Raw genomic sequence first — 231 nt, 5'->3', positions numbered from 1 at the left:
GTGTGTAAACAACAAACAACATTAGACAACTAATTCACACTGTCGCTTGCGTCCACTACACAGTATCTGACACAACACACGCAACCAGACACAAACAGTTGCTCCGTGTGTTTGTCGGTGGCCTATAGCAGCAGGGAAACGCCCGGTCCCATTCCGAACCCGGAAGCTAAGCCTGCTAACGCTGATGGTACTGCAACCGGGAGGTTGTGGGAGAGTAAGAAACCGCCGACA

At 51.5% G+C, this 231-nt stretch carries 1 rRNA gene; it reads left to right on the top strand.

Features of this window, described 5'->3' with window-relative positions:
- Positions 1 to 113 precede the first annotated feature (113 nt).
- Positions 114 to 231 (top strand): 5S ribosomal RNA (gene rrf / locus HMPREF2978_RS02410).

The sequence above is a fragment of the Corynebacterium sp. HMSC074C01 genome (assembly GCF_001814605.1).
GTDB lineage: Bacteria > Actinomycetota > Actinomycetes > Mycobacteriales > Mycobacteriaceae > Corynebacterium.
Note: the sequence above shows the minus strand (reverse complement) of the source record. Positions and strands in the feature narration are given on the sequence as shown.